General features: G+C 69.6%; 19 protein-coding genes. 9 read left to right on the plus strand and 10 right to left on the minus strand.

The features are described 5' to 3' along the window. Positions 1-159: 159 nt before the first annotated feature. From M9980_RS09205 to M9980_RS09220, 4 genes are all read left to right on the plus strand, one after another. Positions 160-390 carry a hypothetical protein gene (locus tag M9980_RS09205; protein ID WP_250749684.1) on the plus strand — a complete coding sequence of 77 codons (231 nt, stop codon included), beginning with the start codon at positions 160-162 and terminating at the stop codon, positions 388-390. Further along, entirely contained in the window at positions 387-1,604 is a 1,218-nt protein-coding gene (locus M9980_RS09210) for a hypothetical protein (protein ID WP_250749687.1), read from the plus strand. Before M9980_RS09205 ends, M9980_RS09210 begins: the two co-directional genes overlap by 4 nt. Next, complete coding sequence (locus tag M9980_RS09215) at positions 1,571-2,032, plus strand: PA2169 family four-helix-bundle protein (protein ID WP_250749690.1); 462 nt, start codon at positions 1,571-1,573, stop codon at positions 2,030-2,032. The genes M9980_RS09210 and M9980_RS09215 overlap by 34 nt, the downstream gene beginning before the upstream one ends. Positions 2,033-2,094: 62 nt before the next feature. Further along, positions 2,095-2,253, plus strand: coding sequence for a hypothetical protein (locus tag M9980_RS09220; RefSeq protein WP_250749693.1), 159 nt, complete (start codon positions 2,095-2,097; stop codon positions 2,251-2,253). A gap of 351 nt (positions 2,254-2,604) precedes the next feature. Here the strand turns inward: M9980_RS09220 and M9980_RS09225 are convergent, their stop codons facing one another. Beyond that, positions 2,605-4,059 (minus strand): sensor domain-containing diguanylate cyclase, encoded by a 1,455-nt coding sequence (locus M9980_RS09225; RefSeq protein WP_250749702.1) that lies wholly within the window; start codon positions 4,057-4,059, stop codon positions 2,605-2,607. A gap of 101 nt (positions 4,060-4,160) precedes the next feature. Here M9980_RS09225 and fsa point away from each other — a divergent pair, with 101 nt between their 5' ends. Continuing rightward, on the plus strand, positions 4,161-4,814 hold the full coding sequence (fsa, locus tag M9980_RS09230; protein WP_250749704.1) for a fructose-6-phosphate aldolase: 654 nt from the start codon (positions 4,161-4,163) through the stop codon (positions 4,812-4,814). 10 nt (positions 4,815-4,824) lie between these two features. Continuing rightward, positions 4,825-5,709: a tyrosine recombinase XerC gene (locus M9980_RS09235; RefSeq protein WP_250749707.1), complete on the plus strand. Its 885-nt coding sequence runs from the start codon at positions 4,825-4,827 to the stop codon at positions 5,707-5,709. A gap of 4 nt (positions 5,710-5,713) precedes the next feature. On the opposite strand, the gene M9980_RS09240 is transcribed toward M9980_RS09235, so the two are convergent. From M9980_RS09240 to M9980_RS09265, 6 genes are all read right to left on the minus strand, one after another. Continuing rightward, on the minus strand, positions 5,714-6,106 hold the full coding sequence (locus tag M9980_RS09240) for a hypothetical protein (protein ID WP_250749710.1): 393 nt from the start codon (positions 6,104-6,106) through the stop codon (positions 5,714-5,716). Next, a complete protein-coding gene (locus M9980_RS09245; RefSeq protein WP_250749713.1) occupies positions 6,054-6,377 on the minus strand; it encodes a hypothetical protein in 324 nt (107 codons plus the stop codon). Before M9980_RS09245 ends, M9980_RS09240 begins: the two co-directional genes overlap by 53 nt. 80 nt (positions 6,378-6,457) lie before the next feature. Further along, entirely contained in the window at positions 6,458-6,916 is a 459-nt protein-coding gene (locus tag M9980_RS09250; protein WP_250749717.1) for a hypothetical protein, read from the minus strand. Between the two features lie 111 nt (positions 6,917-7,027). Then, entirely contained in the window at positions 7,028-7,636 is a 609-nt protein-coding gene (locus M9980_RS09255) for a DedA family protein (RefSeq protein WP_250749720.1), read from the minus strand. Positions 7,637-7,853: 217 nt separating this feature from the next. Further along, positions 7,854-8,822 carry a glutathione synthase gene (gshB, locus tag M9980_RS09260; RefSeq protein ID WP_250749723.1) on the minus strand — a complete coding sequence of 323 codons (969 nt, stop codon included), beginning with the start codon at positions 8,820-8,822 and terminating at the stop codon, positions 7,854-7,856. 31 nt (positions 8,823-8,853) lie between these two features. Then, positions 8,854-9,234 (minus strand): YraN family protein, encoded by a 381-nt coding sequence (locus tag M9980_RS09265; RefSeq protein WP_250749725.1) that lies wholly within the window; start codon positions 9,232-9,234, stop codon positions 8,854-8,856. A gap of 136 nt (positions 9,235-9,370) precedes the next feature. On the opposite strand from M9980_RS09265, the gene M9980_RS09270 reads away from it, so the two are divergent. Further along, positions 9,371-9,904 (plus strand): hypothetical protein, encoded by a 534-nt coding sequence (locus M9980_RS09270; protein ID WP_250749727.1) that lies wholly within the window; start codon positions 9,371-9,373, stop codon positions 9,902-9,904. Here M9980_RS09270 and rsmI read toward each other — a convergent pair. Further along, entirely contained in the window at positions 9,901-10,737 is an 837-nt protein-coding gene (gene rsmI / locus M9980_RS09275) for a 16S rRNA (cytidine(1402)-2'-O)-methyltransferase (RefSeq protein ID WP_250749728.1), read from the minus strand. The two genes, M9980_RS09270 and rsmI, sit on opposite strands and share 4 nt — an antisense overlap. Positions 10,738-10,749: 12 nt before the next feature. On the opposite strand from rsmI, the gene M9980_RS09280 reads away from it, so the two are divergent. Then, positions 10,750-11,946, plus strand: a complete 1,197-nt coding sequence (locus M9980_RS09280; RefSeq protein ID WP_422921352.1) for a penicillin-binding protein activator — start codon at positions 10,750-10,752, stop codon at positions 11,944-11,946. A gap of 88 nt (positions 11,947-12,034) precedes the next feature. On the opposite strand, the gene hemW is transcribed toward M9980_RS09280, so the two are convergent. Continuing rightward, the gene (hemW, locus tag M9980_RS09285) at positions 12,035-13,153 is read right to left on the minus strand and encodes a radical SAM family heme chaperone HemW (protein ID WP_250749732.1); all 1,119 of its coding nucleotides are present in this window, start codon (positions 13,151-13,153) and stop codon (positions 12,035-12,037) included. Positions 13,154-13,178: 25 nt separating this feature from the next. Between hemW and M9980_RS09290 the strand changes: the two genes are divergently transcribed. Next, on the plus strand, positions 13,179-13,733 hold the full coding sequence (locus tag M9980_RS09290) for a CAP domain-containing protein (protein WP_250749734.1): 555 nt from the start codon (positions 13,179-13,181) through the stop codon (positions 13,731-13,733). On the opposite strand, the gene M9980_RS09295 is transcribed toward M9980_RS09290, so the two are convergent. After that, positions 13,688-14,758 carry a hypothetical protein gene (locus M9980_RS09295; RefSeq protein ID WP_250749735.1) on the minus strand — a complete coding sequence of 357 codons (1,071 nt, stop codon included), beginning with the start codon at positions 14,756-14,758 and terminating at the stop codon, positions 13,688-13,690. The genes M9980_RS09290 and M9980_RS09295 overlap by 46 nt on opposite strands. Positions 14,759-14,823 lie beyond the last annotated feature (65 nt).

Consider the following 14,823-nt stretch of genomic DNA (forward strand, 5'->3'; position numbering starts at 1 on the left):
GCCGCGTCGTCGGTCGGGGCTCGTAGCCCCGCCGGCCGGCCCGGCGCCGGGTGCGCTCGTCCGTAGCTTCGCTACAGTCTCGCGGCGCCGGGGGCTGTCCCACACGCTCTTCATCCTATAACTGGTCCCCCCTCTGTCGATCATCCGGGGGGATTCCACATGCCACACGACATCAGCCACCTGCCGGCCAGCCCGGTCTGGTACGAACCATGCGGCACAGGCGACACGCGCGATGCCGTGCAGCGGTGGCAGGCCCTCCTAGACGCCCGCCTCATCGGCAACATCCTCCCCACCCCGCCGGAGGTCGCCGCCCAGCGGGAGGCCAACGACGCGCTTTTCCGCCGCCGCGCCGCCGACTACGCCCGCGCTTGCCGGGAGTACGGCCTGTGAGGAACCCCACCCCCATCGTCTTCTCCCCCACCCATGAGGCGAAGCTCCAGCATAACGCCGAGGAGGATCAGCAGGTCGCGCTCAACGCCGCCGATCCGTTCGCGCGGGCCGCCGCGCTCGATACCGGCATCCTGCTCCCCTCGCGCCGCCACGACGGCTGGACCGCGGCGCGCCAGCAGAAATTCCTGTTCCATCTGGCAGAGGGGCTGACCGTCCACGATGCCTGCACCATCGTCGGCCTCTCGCCCGCGTCGGCCTATGCCTTCCGCAATTCCGCGCGCGGTGCGGCGTTCAACGTCGGCTGGAACGCCGCGCTGCTGCTCCAGCGCAACCGCATCGTCGACGATCTCACCAGCCGGGCGCTGCGCGGGCAGACCAACACCATCACCCACCCCGACGGCTCGACCACCGAGCATCACCGCTACGACAACGGCGTCGCGCTGCGCCTCCTCGCCCGTCTCGACAGGATCGCCGCCGCCGAGGGGCCGGACCACACCGGCGACGCCCGCGCCGCCCGCCTCGCCGCACAGGAATGGGACCGCTATCTCGACCTGATCGGCGAGGATGCCGGGAATGCCCGCGCCGGCATGTTCCTGGCGCTGCGCGTGACCGAGGGGGAAAGCGCCGCCCTCGCCCCCATCGCCGCGCTCGGCCGCGCCGACTGCTACGTCCGCGCCCATGCCGGGGTGCCGGGCGAAGTCGACACGTCCGACCTCGATCCCGCGAAGCGCGCCGACTGGAGCGCCGACCAATGGTGCCGGGCCGAGGCCGCCGGCCTGCTCGCGCTCGCCCCCGAATCTTCCCCGCACGACCCCCCGATCGGGCATCAACTTTGTCAACATTCACGAGAGGAAGAGGAGGAAGACAGCCCCTTTTCCGGCTCGGTCTGGTTCTGCGAAGATAGCGACGAATGGCGCACCGATTTCCCGCCCCCGCCCGATTTCGACGGGATCGAGGACGGGGAATTCGGCGACCCCGACTATGCGCGCGACCTCTCCGACGACGAGCGTGCACTGGTCGAGGCGGCCAAGGACCGCGAAACCACCGCGCTCGCCGCGGTCGAGGGCGCACAGCGCGACGCATGGTTCGCCGCGCTCGCCGCAGAACTCGAAACCGCGGCGGAACGCGATGCCGCGCCCCACGTTACCCCGGCGTCCAACACACGTACCGGAGTAACGACATGGCAGACACCAGCCACGACATCCGCACCCTGAACGGCCTGATCGCCACCACGCTCGACAGCGTCGACGGCTATCAGGAAGCGGCCAAGGATACCGAGAACAGCCGCTATGCGTCGATGTTCACCGATCGCGCGAACGAGCGTCGCCAGGTCGTCACCGACTTCCAGTCCGAAGTGCGTCGCCTGGGCGGCAACCCGGAGGACGACGGCACGATCCTCGCCGGCGCGCACCGCGTGTTCCTCGACCTCAAGGCGTCGATCACCGGCCAGGACGACCAGGCGATCGTCAACGAGGTCGAGCGTGGCGAGGACCATATCAAGGCGAAGTTCGAAGCCGCGCTGAAGGACACCGACTTGTCGCCCGAAACCCGCGCCGCCGTCGAGCGTGGCTGGGGCTCGGTCAAGCAGGGCCACGACCAGATGCGCGACCTGAAGCATTCTATGCAGGCCGCGAGCAACTGATCCGTTCCGGTCCGGGCGGCGCGCAGCGCGTCGCCCGGATCACGCCTTCGGAAACTGAAATCATGGCCCGCACCCGCCGCTTCGCCCGCAGCATCGCCATCGGCGCCGCGTTCCTCGGCGGCGCGGCGGCCCTCGTCGGCATCTTCGCCCACCGCCGCGACTGGATGGCCGATGAGTTGGAGAAGGCGGAAAACGAAGTCCCACCCGCCCCGAAGGTCTGAAATCGACCCTGTCGGGTAACGTGTACCCCGGCGAAGGCCGGGGCCCAGTCGCGAACCGCAGGCCGCATCATCAGCGCCCGCGCCACTCACTCCGTGCTCCCGCGAAGGCGGGAGCCCAGAGCCAAGACCGCCCCGCCCGAAACCCTGGATCCCCGCCTCCGCGGGGATACCGGACCTTAAAGGGGGGAACGCATGCCAAGGCCGCAAACCGCATCACAAGCGCCCGCGCCACCCACTCCGTGCTCCCGCGGACGCGGAAGCCCAGGGCCGCGGGCGCCTCGCCCGCTACTGCCGGCCCGAACTCCGCACCCACGCGATCATCGGCAGGGACGCTTCCCCGCCAATCTCATCTCACGCCGCATCGGCCCGCCGCCGCTCGCCGGGGCGCATCCGGCCCCAGGCCGTCACCGACCCCCGCGCGCTGCGCTTGGCGTGGTACAGCGCGGTGTCCGCCCGGTGGATCAGCGCGCGGGGGCCGTCGACGTCCTCGCACAGGCTGGCGTGGCCGATCGTCGCCGACGTCTCGATCGCCCAGCCGCCGACGTGCACCGGCATGGTCAGCTCGATCCGCAGCCGCTCGGCCACCTCGTCGACCTGCGCCGCGGCGCGCCCGGTCAAGAGCAGCGCGAACTCGTCCCCGCCCAGCCGCGCGGCAAAGCCGCCGACCGGCGCCACTCGCCGCAGCCGGCGTCCCGCGGCGCGCAGCACGTCATCGCCGACCAGATGGCCGTGGCCGTCGTTGATCGCCTTGAACCGGTCCAGGTCGACCAGGATCAGCGCGAGCGGGTCGTTGGTCACCCGCGCCGCATCGACCGCGCGTTCGATCTCGGCGGTGAAGGCCGCGCGGTTGGCGATCGCGGTCAGCACGTCGATCGTCGCCGACCGGCGCAGGCTCTCCTCGATCGCGTGGCGGTCGGTCACGTCCTGGAACACGCCGACGACGGAATCGGGGCGCCCGTCCTTCAACTCGATCTCGCCCATCGACCGCACCCGCCGCTGGCGGCCCTTGGCGGTCAGGAAATCGACCTCGATGTCGAACGGCGCACCGGTCTCGATCGTGTTGGCCAGCGATTCGGTCACCTGCGCGCGGGCGTGGGGCGGAAAGAACTCCAGCGCATTCTGCAGCGGCGGCGCACCGCTGGGGTCGAGGTCGTAGATGCGGAACACCCCCTCCGACCAGGTGACCGCATCGTCCTCCAGCGCGAGGCGCCAGGATCCGATCTGCGCCATGCGCTCGGCCTGGCGGAACGCGCGATCGGTGCGGCGCAGCGCCTCGGCCTGCGCTTCGGCCTGGTGGCGCAGCGCGCGGGCCTCCAGCAACGCCTCGGCCAGTTGGCGCAGATGGTCGAGCGCGGAATGATGCGCGGCGCCAAACCCGCGCGCGCTGGTGTCGACCGCGCAGACCGCGCCGACCGGCACGCTGCTGCCTGTCGCCGGATCGATCGCGGAAATCGCCTGTCCGGCATAGGCGCGCACGCCGGCGGAGCCGGTGACGAACGGGTTGTCGGCGAAGCGCGGATCGCGCGTCGCATCGCCCACCACCAGCGGCGCGGCACTTTCGATCGTGTGGTTGCAGAACGCCTCCGACCGGCGGACCTCGGTCAGGTCGCTGCCGACCGCGGCGGCGACCCACTGGCGGTCGCGGTCGATCAGCGTGACCATGCCGATCGGGCAGTCGAGCAACGCCGCGGCCAACGCAGCCAGCGCCTCGAACTCGCGCTCGGGCGGCATGCCGGCCAGGTCCAGCGTCGCCAGCGCCCGCAGACGGCTGGCGTCGCGGGCCATGTCGGGGGTGGGATCGGGCATGACCGGTGCGTATCTCGCGGCAGGTTAATTTTCCGGGTGCAGCGCCACCGTATCGGGCATAGAGCCAGCGCGATATTCAAACGCCAGAAGGACCAGCCGAGATGAAATTCTTCGTCGATACCGCCGACACCAATGACATCCGCGAACTGGCCGAGGCCGGGCTGGTCGACGGGGTCACCACCAACCCGTCGCTGATCCACAAGGCCGGCCGCGATTTCCTTGAGGTCGTTGCCGAAATCTGCACGATCACGCCGGGCCCGGTGTCCGCCGAAGTCGTCGCGCTCGACCACGACGGGATGATGCGGGAGGCCGAAATCCTCCGCAAGATCGCCGACAACGTCGCGGTGAAGGTGCCGCTGACGATCGACGGACTGAAGACGTGCAAAGCGCTGACCGACGACGGCACGATGGTGAACGTCACCCTGTGCTTCTCGGCCAATCAGGCGCTGCTGGCGGCAAAGGCGGGAGCGACCTTCGTCTCGCCGTTCGTCGGACGCCACGACGACGTCGGCCTCGACGGCATGGGCCTCATCAGCGACATCCGCCTGATCTACGACAATTACGACTTCGCGACCGAGATCCTGGTCGCCAGCGTCCGCCACCCGATCCACGTGCTCGAAAGCGCAAAGCTCGGCGCCGACGTGATGACCGCGCCCCCAGCCGTCATCCGCCAGCTCGTCAAGCACCCGCTGACCGACAAGGGGATCGAGGGTTTCCTGGCCGACTGGGCAAAGTCGGGCCAGAAGATCGGCTGACGCAGGTTCGATGCACCCCATCCCGGCCCTGTACGCCCAGCACCTCGCCCGCGACCGGCGGCGGTCGGTGCATACGGTGCGGGCGTATCAGGCGACGGCGGAGCGGCTGATGACGTTCCTCCAGGGGCATTGGGGCGGCGCGGTCGAGCGGTCGGCGCTGGCGGGGGTGACCGCCGCCGACCTGCGCGCTTTCCTCGCCCGGCGGCGCGGCGAGGGGATATGTAATGCGTCGGCGGCGCGCGAGTTGTCGGCGGTGCGCGGCTACCTCGCCTGGGCGGTCGGTGAGGGCGCCACGCCGCGACTGAAGGGCCCGCGCGTCAAGAAGGGCGTCCCTCGCCCGATCGCCCCGGACGAGGTCGTGGCCCTCGCGGAGGACGTGGCCGATAATGCCGCCGAGCCCTGGATCGCCGCGCGCGACTGGGCGGTGCTGATGCTGCTGTACGGCGCGGGCCTGCGCATCGGTGAGGCGCTGGCGCTGACCCCCGCGGTGCTGCCGATCGGCGAGACGCTGGTCGTCACCGGCAAGCGGGCGAAGACGAGGATCGTACCGGTCCTGCCGCAGGTCGCCGAGGCGATGGACCGCTATCTGGCGCTCCAGCCGTGGCCGCTGGTGGCGAACGAGCCACTGTTCCGCGGGGCGAAGGGCGGGCCGCTGTCGCCCGGCCTGATCCGGCGATCGGTGCAGGCGGCACGGGCCCGGCTCGGCCTGTCCGACCGCACCACCCCGCACGCCCTGCGGCACAGCTTCGCCACCCATCTATTAGGGCGCGGTGCCGACCTGCGCGCGCTTCAGGAGTTGCTCGGCCACGCCAGCCTCAGCTCGACCCAGGTCTATACCGCGGTCGATGCCGCCCACCTGCTCGACGTCTATCGCAACGCGCATCCGCGGGCGTAGCATGTCATTCGGGGGTCATCCGCAACAGCTCGATCTCGCGCTTCAACCGCGAAATCTCCATGTCGTACACCCGCGTGCAATCGAGCCGCTTGGGCTTGGCCCCCAGCGGGATCGTGACCCGCATATAGGCCAGAGCATAGTCGGTGTTGTTGTTCAGCAGCGACACGCCGGTCCGGTAATCGGGCCGCTGCGCCTTGTTGCCGACGACGCCCATGTCGGCATAGGCGCCGCTGTTGTTGATCGACTGACGGCACCGCGTGCCTTCGGCGGTTTCGATCGAATCCTCGCCGCCCGGCCCGATCGGGCTTTGTGGCAGGAAGATGCCCTGGGCCGTCGCCGTCGCGCTAGGCGCGATCAGCGAGACGGCGAGCAGTGAGGCGAGAGCAGACGCGCGCATGGATCGGTTGTTCCTTCATGACCATTTTTTCGGCGCAGACCCGAAAAGTGAAGCTTTCTCCCGGCGCGAGGCCCCCCGCGACGATCGTGAATTTGCGCGCCGCCTGGGCCCGCAGCGGCAATGGCATCGCCGGCACGCGCACGCGCGCCGGTGTCGCTTCGTCCTCGGCACCGATCGCATAGACGGTGAAGGCGGCGCGTTCGGCATAGGGATTGAACAAGGTCAGGTAGAACGCCTTGTCCGGCCCGTCGGTGACCCCTTCCTTGCGCAAGGGGCCGAGGCCGACGGCGTGCGCGGGCGCGCCCGGCGACGCCAGCAGCGCAGCCGCGGCTAGGGCGGCGCCCGCCCGCGTCACTGCTGGCACGTCACGACGGTGCGGACGGTGTAGAGGCCGCTCGCGAAGCCGCTCGCGCTCTGCACCCGCGAATTGACCGTGATCGTGTCGAGCAGCGCGCCGCCCGACATGCTCGACGCACCGCTGGTATAGGCCTGGGTATGGCCGCTCAGCGCCTGGTAGCGGATCGCGGTGGTGGCGGTGCCCGAGAAACCGGCGGGCGTCGTCAGCGACGGCGCCGAGAAGCTGAGCGTCGGCGCCGAACCGACCGCCACGACCGCCAGCACCGCGGCGACGCCGGTGCCCGTCTCGGAACTCAGCGTCTGGCCATCGCTCGACGGGCCGAGCACGCCAGGCGTACCGACGTTCAGCACGCAGCTGTTGACCAGCGCGCCGGTGAACACGACGTCCGCCGCCGCGGCGGGCGAGGCCGCGATCATCGCCGGCAGCAGCAGGCTGGGGATCAGATACCGCATAGATTTCCTCCTGAAATTACAGGACGAATTCTGACGACGGCGGGTTAGATCAACGTGGACGATCGATCCGAGATGGCGCGATATTGCGCTAGTGCGTCCGTTCCGGATCGATCACGCGTCGCGGACGCGGGGTTTCCAGGTGACGACGCGGTACAGATAGCCGGCAATGATCGCGACCGTCAGGCCGATCGCGGCGGGGCCGACGTAATCGCCGAGCTTGTCGAAATTGGCGCCGAGATAATATCCCGCCCCCGCCAGCACGCTGTTCCAGATCGCGCTGCCGAGGAATGTCGCGACGGCGAAGCGCCAGTGCGGCATCTTCGCCATGCCCGCGGGCAGCGAGATCATCGTGCGGAAGGTGGGCAGGAAGCGAAAGACGAACACCGTCTTGCCGCCATGCTTCAGGAAGAAGCGGTGCAGCTTCTCGACGTCCTCCCACTCGACCGTCAGCCACCGGCCCCACCGCGTCACGAACGGCTCAAGCCCGCGGTAGCCGAACCGCCGCCCGATCGCGTACCAGAAATAATTCCCCGCGGTGGTCCCGGCGGTGCCCCACAGGATCAGCGGCACGACCGCCATGTCGCCGCGCGCGACCGCCATGCCGCCCAGCCCCATGATGACCTCTGACGGCACCGGCGGAACGACATTCTCCAGCGCCATCAGCAGGAATATGCCGACATATCCGCCCCAGGCGATCGCATCGAGGATGAAGTTGGTCATGCGTGGGGGCTAACTCGCGGGGGGTCGGGAAGGTCCGATCGGAAGGAAGAAGAAGGGGTTGGGCGCCCCGGCGGGCGCAAGGCGCGGAGGCGCGAAGATGTTTGCGCGAGATGCTTGCGATCGGAAGACAACACAGGGCCTGATACGGGCTGCTGCGCAGCCAAGCAGTACCGCAACCTTGGCGCCTCCGCGCCTTGCGCCCGCAGGGCGCCCAAGATCACCCCTTCTTCATCGCCCCCACCCGCCGCTCGATAGCATCCCAGATCATCCCCGCCGTATCCGTCCCGTTGAACCGGTCGATCGCGACGATCCCGGTCGGCGAGGTTACGTTGATCTCTGTCAACCATTCGCCGCCGATCACGTCGATCCCGACGAAGATCAGCCCCCGGCGCTTCAGTTCGGGCTTCAGCGCGGCGCAGATTTCCTCCTCGCGCGCGGTCAGTTCGGTCTTCACCGCCGATCCGCCGACCGCCAGGTTCGACCGGATCTCGCCCTCGCCCGGCAGGCGGTTGATCGCACCCGCGACTTCGCCATCGACCAGCACGATACGCTTGTCGCCCTGCGCCACGCCCGGCAGGAACGCCTGGATCATGTGCGGCTCGCGCCAGGTCATGTTGAACACCTCGATCAGCGCCGACAGGTTCGCGCCATCGCTGTCGACCTTGAAGATCGCCTTGCCGCCGTTGCCGTGCAGCGGCTTGACCACGATCGCGCCGTGCTTGGCTAGAAAGGCGCGCGCCTCGTCCAAACTGCGCGTCACCAAGGTGGGCGGCATAAAACGGGCGAAGTCGAGCACCCACACCTTCTCGGGTGCATTCCGCACGCTCGCCGGATCGTTGACCACCAGCGTGCGGTCGGCGATCCGCTCGAGCAGGTGGGTCGCGGTGATGTAGCCCAGGTCGAACGGCGGATCCTGCCGCATCAGCACCACATCGGCCTCGTCGCCGAGGTCGAGATTCACCGCTTCGCCGAACGTGAAGTGATCGCCATCGACCCGCTGCACCGTCACCGGATGCGCGCGTGCCCACACCCGCCCGTCGGCGTAGTTCAAATCCTCCGCCGCATAGTGGAACAGCCGGTGCCCGCGCGCCTGCGCCGACAGCATCAGCGCGAAGCTCGAATCCCCCGCGATGTTGATCGAATCGAGCGGGTCCATCTGGACGGCGACGGTCAGTGGCTGGGTCATGCCCGGCAGGTAGGCACGCATACGTCCTTTGTCACCCGATCCACGCATTCTCGATATGCTGGGGCACCTGTCCGGGGGCGAGCAGGATCACATCGACGCGAATGTCGTCGCCGGGGCCGGCATAGCGCGGCATCAGATACTCCGCCGCCGCCGCGACGCGCGACAGCCGGCGATGGTCGATCGCGATATCGCGCTCGGCGACCGACTGGCGCGCCTTCACCTCGACGAACGCGACCAGATTACCGCGCCGCGCGACGATGTCGACCTCGCCCGCCGGCGTGCGGACGCGGCGGTCGAGGATCTGCCAGCCCTTCAGCCGCAGCCACCACCCCGCAATCCGCTCCCCCCGCCGCCCCGCGGCCTCGGCGGCGCGGCGGTCGCGCTTGGGCGGTGTCGGGGAAGCGATCGGCATGGCATGGGACTGCCTCGCCACCGCGCACTCGACAAGCCCGCCTGCACCGAAACTGCACGGCGATTCCTCGACAGCCTCGCTTCCCCTCGCGCCACCCCACCCGGTATCCTCCGGCATCGCATCGAGGGGACCGACCATGACGCCGACCGCAGCCACCGCCTTACGCGGCCACCGCATCCGCATTGCCGCGTGGAGCGTGGCGGCGCTCCTGCTCCTGACCCCGCTGGTGGCCATGCAATTCACCACCGAGGTCGTCTGGACGCCCGGCGACTTCCTGTTCGCGGCGATCATGATGGGCACGGTCGGCCTGCTCGTCGAGCTGGCGGTGCACGCGACCAGCGACTGGTCCTATCGCGGCGGCGTGATGATCGCGGTGGCGGTTTCGTTCCTGATCGTGTGGATCAACCTGGCGGTCGGCATCATCGGATCGGAGGATAACCCGGCGAACCTGATGTTCTTCGCCGTGCCACTGATCGCGGGCGCAGGGGCCGTGATCGCCCGCTTCCGCCCGCTCGGCATGTACCGCGCGATGATCGCCGCCGCGATCGGCCAAGTGGCGACGTTCGCGATCGCCCTGGTCGCCGGCTGGGCCTTCATCGGCCCGATCACTCTGGGATTCACGTTCCTGTGGCTGTGCGCGGCACGCCTGTTCTACACAGCCGCGCGCTAACCCTTTAGCGCCGTCGCCCGCGCGTAGAGCTCGCGGCGGTCGAGCCCCAGGCGCTTCGCCACCTCTCCCGCCGCCTTCGATGCCGGCAGCCGCGTCATCGCTTCCACCAGCGCGGCGTCGATGTCGTCCTCGCTCGTCTCGATCACGACCTCGCCCGGCGGCGCCACGATCACGACGATCTCGCCCTTGGGCGGAGCATCGGCATAGCGGGCGGCGAGTTCGGTAAGCGTCCCCGTCACGCATTCCTCGAACCGCTTGGTGATCTCGCGCGCGACGCCAGCCTCGCGGTCGCCCAGCCGCTCGGCCAACGCCGTCAGCGTCACCGCCAGTCGCGGCCCCGATTCGTACAGGATCAAGGTCGCCCGCACTGCCGCCACTTCGGCGATAGCGGTTGCTCGCGCGCCAGCCTTGGGCGGCAGGAAGCCGAGAAAAAGGAACCGGTCGGTCGGCAGTCCCGCCAGCGTCAACGCCGCCACCGCCGCGCACGGTCCCGGTACCGTCACCACCAGATGCCCCGCCGCCCGCGCGTCGCGCACCAGCTTATACCCGGGGTCGGAGATCAGCGGCGTACCCGCGTCGCTGACCAGCGCCACCACCTCGCTACCCATCCGTGCGACCAGCCCGGGGCGCACGCCTTCGGCATTATGGTCGTGATACGGCGTCATCGGGCGCTTCACGCCGATGTGGTGGAGCAGCTTCGCGGTCACCCGGCTGTCCTCGACCGCGATCACGTCGGCGCGGGCGAGCACCTCCGCGGCGCGCGGAGTCAGGTCACCGAGATTGCCGATCGGGGTCGCGACGATGTAGAGGCCGGGGGCAAGTTCTGCGTTCATGAGGGGATAGCTATGGTCGAGGCGGCACGGCGGCTGCAACCGCGTAAGTTGATGTGGCGCACAATCGTGCTCGGCCTGGCGGCGCTGGCGAGTGCCTGCTCGACGATCGTCCCGCGCGACACCGGCCCGCCCCCGCCCCCGCCGACCGAGGCACCGCGCCCGGTGACGCCGCGCCCGATGCAGCCCGGGATTCCGGAGGATAACGAGCGTCACCGCGTCGCGCTGCTGGTGCCGCTGACCGGAGCCAATGGCGCGGTCGGACGCAGCCTGGCCAACGCCACCCAGCTCGCATTGCTCGACACCCGCAACGAACAGATCCGCGTTACCACCTACGACACCGCGCTCGGTGCGCCCGCCGCCGCGCAGCGCGCGATCGCGGATGGTGCCCGGCTGATCCTGGGGCCGCTGCTGGCCGACGACGTCCGCAGCGTCGCGCCGATCGCACGCCGCGCCGGCGTGCCCGTGCTCAGCTTCTCGAACGATGCCGGGGTCGCGGGCAACGGCGCCTACCTGATGGGCTATGCCCCCGCCCAGTCGATCGAGCGCGTCGTCGACTATGCGAAGCGCAGCGGCATCAGCCAGTTCGCCGGCCTGATGCCGTCGGGCCTCTACGGCGAACGTGCGTCGACTGCCTTCCTGCGCGCAGTCGAACGGTCGGGCGGCAGCGTGACCAGCGTCCAGACCTATGATCGCAGCGCTGGATCGATCACCGCCGCGGTCGGGCGGATGCGCGGCACGCCGTACCAGGCGATCCTGATCGCCGACAGCGCCGGCACCGCCAGCCTGGCCGTACCCGCGCTGCGCCGCAGCGGCGGGGCTGGTGCGCGCGTGCTCGGCACCGAGTTGTGGAACGCCGACGCCGCCATCGGTCGCAACGCCGCGTTGCAGGGCGCGTGGTTCGCCAGCGTTTCGGACAGCCTGTACCGCCAATATGCGACCAAATACCGCGCCCGCTTCGGCGCCGCGCCGTACCGCCTCTCGAGCCTCGGCTACGACGCGGTGCTGCTGACCGTCCGCATCGCCCGCGACTGGCGGGTGGGGGATAATTTCCCCGAGCGCCGCCTGACCGATAGCGACGGCTTCGCCGGCCTCGACGGCGCGTTCCGCTTCACCCGCGACGGCATCGCCGAACGCGCGCTGGAGGTGCAGGAGATCAAGGGCGGCACGACGACCACGGTATCGCCGGCGCCGCAGGGCTTCGGACGGTAGATCAGACCGTGCTCCCGCGAAGGCGGGAGCCCAGGGCAACGGGCGATATCGTCCGTGGCGCTGGGTTCCCGCCTCCGCAGGGCAATCTCTAATCCCGCGCGATCGCCGGCAGGATCGAATCGAGCAGCAATATCCCCGCCTCGGTCGTCGCGACATGGTGCCCGTCGCGCATCAGCAGCCCCTGCGCCACCAGCCGGTCGACCGCCGCCAGATCGACGAACGCCGGATCGACCACGATCCCCTCGGTCATGCGCAGCCCCATCACCAGCGCCTCGCTCGCGCGCTCCTGCGCGGTCAGCACGTCTTCGCTTTGCGTCCCGTGGCCGTTGCGGTCGACCGCGGCCAGCCAGTTCTCGGGCTTGCGATGCCTGACGGTAGCCACGCCCCCACGCCGGCCATGCGCGCCCGGCCCGATTCCGGCATAATCGCGGTACCGCCAATAGGTCAGGTTGTGGCGGCTTTCCGCCCCGACGCGCGCATGGTTCGACACTTCGTAGCGCGGAAGCCCCGCTCCCGCGGTCATGGCTTGCGTCGTCTCGAACAGGTCGGCGGCATCGTCGCCCTCGGGGATTGCCAGCTCGCCCTTCGCCGCGAGTGTCGCGAAGCGCGTACCCGGCTCGATCGTCAGCTGGTACAGCGACAGATGCTCGGTCCCGAACCCGATCGCGCGCGCCAGTTCCCCCTCCCACGCCGCCAGAGACTGGCCGGGCCGCGCATAGATCAGGTCGAAGCTCACTCGCGCGAATGCGGCCTGCGCGGTGTCGAGGGCGGCGAGGCCCTCGCGCACGTCATGCGCGCGCCCTAGGAACGCGAGCGCTGCGTCGTCCAGCGCCTGCAACCCCAGCGACACCCGGCTCACCCCCGCCGCCGCCAGGTCGCCGAACCGCGCCGCCTCCACCGATGACGGGTTCGCCTCCAGCGTGATCTCGATATCGTCAACGAAACCCCACGCGTCCTCCGCCGCCGCCAGCACCGCCGCGACCGTGTGAGGGGGCATCAGCGACGGCGTGCCGCCCCCGAAAAAGATCGACCCCAGCCGTCGCCCCGGCAGCACGCTTGCCTCGTGTCGCAAATCCGCCACCAGCGCGTCGCGGAACCGCGCCTGGTCGACGTCGTCGCGGACATGGCTGTTGAAGTCGCAATAGGGGCATTTCGACACGCAGAACGGCCAGTGGACGTAGAGCGCGAGAGGTTCTGGAGCGTTCATCTAGGCCGCGCTATGGTCCCTCGCGATGCGAAAGTCATGCCTTGCCCTGCTCCTCGCGCTCGCCGCCTGCGCCCCGCAAGCGCCGCAGCGCACCGTCGAGGAGCGCCCCTTCGCCGGGCCGGCCGCGCGCGGTGATGCCGACCTGCGCCGCGCGATGCTGACCATGCACAACGCCGCCCGCGCCTCCGTCCGCCAGCCGCCGCTCGTGTGGGACGACGCGCTCGCCACCGCCGCTGCGGGCTATGCGCGCGAGATGGCCCGGACCGGGCGATTCGAACATTCGCCGCAGCCGCGCGGCATGCCCAATCAGGGCGAGAATCTGTGGACCGGCACCCGCGGCGCCTATCGCTACGACGAGATGGCGCAGCACTGGATCGACGAGAAGCGCGATTTCGTGAACCAGGTCACGCCGAATTTCAGCCGCACCGGCGATTACCGCGACGTCGGCCATTACGCCCAGATCATCTGGTCGCGCACCACCCGCGTCGGCTGCGCGATGGCGAGCAACGCGCGCGACGACTATCTGGTGTGCCGCTACGTCCCCGCGGGCAATGTCGTCGGCGAACTGACGCTGCCCTGATTGGGAATGGCCTGAACGCAGGCGCCGTCACGCACCCCGCTAACGCTGCCGACCCCCAGCACGATCTTCGCCCGGCGCGAGAAGGTCAGCGCCTGCCACCGCCCGCTGTTGCCGGTCGCGGTGCGGCTACGCAGGAAGGTGAGGTGCAACAGCTCATATTGCTCGGGATCGATCGCCCGGGTGTCGATCAGGCACCGCCACTGCGCGACGTTCCACGCATAATCCTTCGCGATACCGTCCTGGTCGACCGACTGCGCGAGCCCGCGGTACCAGTCGAGGATCGCGTACAGCCGCGGCGCCCATTCCTCGGGCCGCACCGCCGCCAGCTTCACCCGCAATCGATACGCATCCTCGTCGCCCGGCAACGTCCGCTGCTGCACCCGCGTGTCGATCGCCCAGCGCACCTTGCGCATCGTCACCGCGCTTGCGGGCCACAGCCGCAGCAGTTCGGTCCGCACCTCCATCAGCAGCGCGACATAGGCGTCGGCCTGCACCTGAACCATCGCATCGCTTTCGAAGATCGCGGTCAGTTCGGCGGCGAGCGCAGGAGCGATGCGCCCGTCTGCGCCGTGGGCCGCCAATATGCCGTCACGGCATCGCTGGCGCACCGGCACCGCCAGGCAATCCTTTAACAGCAGCAACCGGCCATAGGTCGGCGCCAGCGTGTCGAGCGCGGTCCGAAACTTGCGCCGCGATCCGAAGCCTTCGCGCCACGCGGTCAGGATCGGCTGCAGGCTGCCCGTCCCGTAATTCCACTGCGCCATCCCGACCGAGATCAGCTGGCTGTCGAAATTGCCGACCGGCATCGCCCAGCATCCCATCGTCTCCGGGATCGACGTCTCGCGCATCCGCTCGAAGATTGTCGCCCGGTCGAGTCCGATCTCGCCGAGCGCCGCCGCCGACGCGGGGTCGATACGGATGAAGTCCGCCGGCCCGACCGTCCGGCACGGCGGCGCCACCGGTGCCTGCGCCGCCGCAGGCATCGCCAAGATCGCCGCCGCCACGAACATCACCCATTTCAACATCGCTACCCCCGTCGCTACGCCCACTGTCGCGATAAACGCCGCTCGCGTCGAGCCATCGTCCGAAG

The organism is Sphingomonas donggukensis (genome assembly GCF_023674425.1).
Lineage (GTDB): Bacteria > Pseudomonadota > Alphaproteobacteria > Sphingomonadales > Sphingomonadaceae > Sphingomonas > Sphingomonas donggukensis.